Below are 2,637 nucleotides of genomic sequence, written 5' to 3' on the forward strand. Positions count from 1 at the left end.
GACTACCGCTAAAATTTTCAGTTCTTTCATTTCAGCCTCCTTACACTGCTTTTTCGTTTTTGGTGATGAACGGCAGCACGATCCACAGTACAATGAACAGAACCGCCGATACCAGACCGATCGTATTGAAGATACCTTCCGGAGGAAGTTTACCCATGACGGTCAACACGATCATGTCGACCAGCAGAATCCAGAACCAGTATTTGAAGATACCGCGCCGGCTTGCCGGTGCCACATTCGGACTCTTGTCGAGGAACGGAAGCAGGAAGAAGATCACCTGCGCGAAACCGAACGCGATCAGACCCGGATCTTTCGGGAACGGTCGAAGAATCTCGTAACTCCACAGGAAGTACCACTCGGGATAGATGTGCGGCGGTGTCTTCAGGCCGTCCGCCGGGTCGAAGTTGATCGGATCCATCGCGAAATCGAAGTGCCAGAAGACCAGATAGAAGTAGAAGATCAGGAAGATCGAGACGACGAACATATCTTTGGAGAGGAAGTCGTTCGCGAAACGGATGACTTTCGACTCTTTTTTGTTGCCTTCCAGATACTTTTTCGCTTCGGCTTCGAAATCGATCTCTTCACCGTCCTGGTTGTTGACGTGCGGGATTCGCAGCGTACCGAAGTGCAGTCCGATCAGCGCCATGATCACCAGCGGCAGAAGCAGCACGTGGAGCATGAAGAATCGTGTCAGGAACGCCTGTCCGGGTACGTAGTCACCGCGGATCCATTCGACCAGTCCGTTGAGTTCCAGAGAACCGAGGCTGAAGAGGTTGGTGATAACCATACCGGCCCAGTAGCTCATCTGTCCCCAGGGAAGCATATATCCGCTGAACGCTTCGGCGGAGAATGTGACGAAAAGGAGCATACCGGAGATCCAGATCAGCTCGCGTCCTTTTTTGTAGGAACCGTAATAGATGCCCGTGAACATGTGGATGTAGATGATCAAAAAGACGACCGACGCGGCGACCGCGTGCATATGACGCCAGAGCCATCCGAACTCCACCTCTTTCATGATCGTGTAGTTGACGCTGTCGAACGCCAAATCGACGTTCGGCTGATAGTACATCAACAGGAAAATTCCAGAAATCAGAAGGATTCCGAACGTAAAGGCGAGGACCATACCCATCGCCCAGAGGAAGTTGATGTTTTTCGGAATCCAGTACTCTTCCGCCAGTACCCGTCGAAGGGTTCTGATCGCCAGGCGCTGGTCGAGCCACTCTTCCAGACTGTTTGCTTTTTCAAAATGTGCCATTTACCCGCTCCTTTAGGCCGTAAGGCCGGCTTCTTTCATCTTTTTGTACTCAGGGCCCTCTTCTCCCAGGACGATCGTCGTTCCTTCCAGTTTGAACGGAGGAATGACCATCGGACTCGGCGGCGGTGGCTTGATGGCGTCACCATTGGTATCGAACATGCCGCCGTGGCAGGCACAGAGGAAATCTTTCGAATCGGGGCGATACGCCGGAATACATCCGAGGTGCGTACAGAGACCGATACAGACGAGAAATCGGTCTTTGCCGACCACTACGTCACGATCGCTCTTTGGCATATCCTCGGTTTTCTTGAGAATGAAGATGGGTTTACCGCGCCATTTCTCGACGTTGAGTACGTTGGGCTCCGCAGCGGAAAGATCCACTTTCGTAAATCCAGCCGCTTTAACACTCGGAAGGGGGTCCCAGGTTTTTTTCGCCGCATAGAGCGCGGCGATTCCGCCCAGGGCAGCCCAACCGCCAAAGACTTTACCCATAAAGTCGCGTCGGCCGTTTTCTGCCATAGCTGATCCTTTTGTTGAGATTTTAAATCAGCTTATTATAGGGCCCAAAAGGTTAATTATCAATAAAAATTAGCTGAGCTTATCTTTAATATAGTGGGCGGCCACGCTGGCTGCATCTTTTCGTAGCACTTTCTCATCGTAAACGAATGTTTCGGCGAGTTTTTCGGCAACAGCCTCTTTCGAAAAATTTTCGATAACGGGAATGCCGAAAGATGAGAGCTTCTCTCTCCATGCCGCCGAAGATCCCGGTTTTTCCAGGTAGATGGGCGTCGAACCGGCGGCCAGAGCCTCGAGCGCGCTCTGAGGCGAAGAGGTCAGAAACCGTGTCGCATTCTTCAAAATCCCGTCGTAGCTCTCCGACTCCTCCACAGCTCTGAAACGTTTCGCCAGCTCATCACCGTACTGCATGAAAAAATAGTACCCCTCCAGCAGCGACACATCCAGCCCTTCGAAAGCCTCGGAGAGTTCCAGAAGCTTCTGTTCGTAATCGTCGTCCCCCCAGAAGTACCAGTTCCCTCCCGTGTGGGCGGAATTTTCGAAATACCGGGGATCGACGATATCCAGTTTCAGGATCCCCGCACCCTCTTTCATGCTCGAGATCAGCCCTTCGCCCGCCGAGACGAAATCCTCCGGATCGTCACTGATGCGTACGAAAGCCCTGAAATAGTCGGCCATCTCGTCCCACATCGCCCGATTCTCCTCTTCCGAATCGAAAACCAGCGCATCGCCGGGCGTGGCGATGTTGGCGATGTTGCGCACCACGTCCACACTGACGTATTTGGCTATACCGAACTGCTCTTTGGCATATTCTCCGGCACGAAAGTCGTTGGTCAGCATCGTCACGTCGACATCCATCGCCTTCA

The 2,637-nt window shown here is 52.6% G+C and carries 3 protein-coding genes; all 3 read right to left on the reverse strand.

Translation table 11 applies throughout. The features are described from left to right. Positions 1 to 40: 40 nt before the first annotated feature. A complete protein-coding gene (locus Q1K23_RS09005) occupies positions 41 to 1,255 on the reverse strand; it encodes a cytochrome bc complex cytochrome b subunit (RefSeq protein WP_300363982.1) in 1,215 nt (404 codons plus the stop codon). 12 nt (positions 1,256 to 1,267) lie between these two features. After that, positions 1,268 to 1,774: a Rieske 2Fe-2S domain-containing protein gene (locus Q1K23_RS09010; RefSeq protein WP_300363983.1), complete on the reverse strand. Its 507-nt coding sequence runs from the start codon at positions 1,772 to 1,774 to the stop codon at positions 1,268 to 1,270. Positions 1,775 to 1,843: 69 nt separating this feature from the next. Next, the coding region (locus tag Q1K23_RS09015; protein WP_300363984.1) for a hypothetical protein at positions 1,844 to 2,637 on the reverse strand (794 nt) is incomplete at its 5' end.

The sequence above is a fragment of the Hydrogenimonas sp. genome (assembly GCF_029933015.1).
In the GTDB taxonomy this organism is placed as follows: domain Bacteria; phylum Campylobacterota; class Campylobacteria; order Campylobacterales; family Hydrogenimonadaceae; genus Hydrogenimonas.

What these genes read in the sequence shown, in the direction of transcription:
- Q1K23_RS09005 (WP_300363982.1), bottom strand. Translation starts at nt 1,255, where the DNA reads ATGGCACATTTTGAAAAAGCAAACAGTCTGGAAGAGTGGCTCGACCAG.
- Q1K23_RS09010 (WP_300363983.1), bottom strand. Translation starts at nt 1,774, where the DNA reads ATGGCAGAAAACGGCCGACGCGACTTTATGGGTAAAGTCTTTGGCGGT.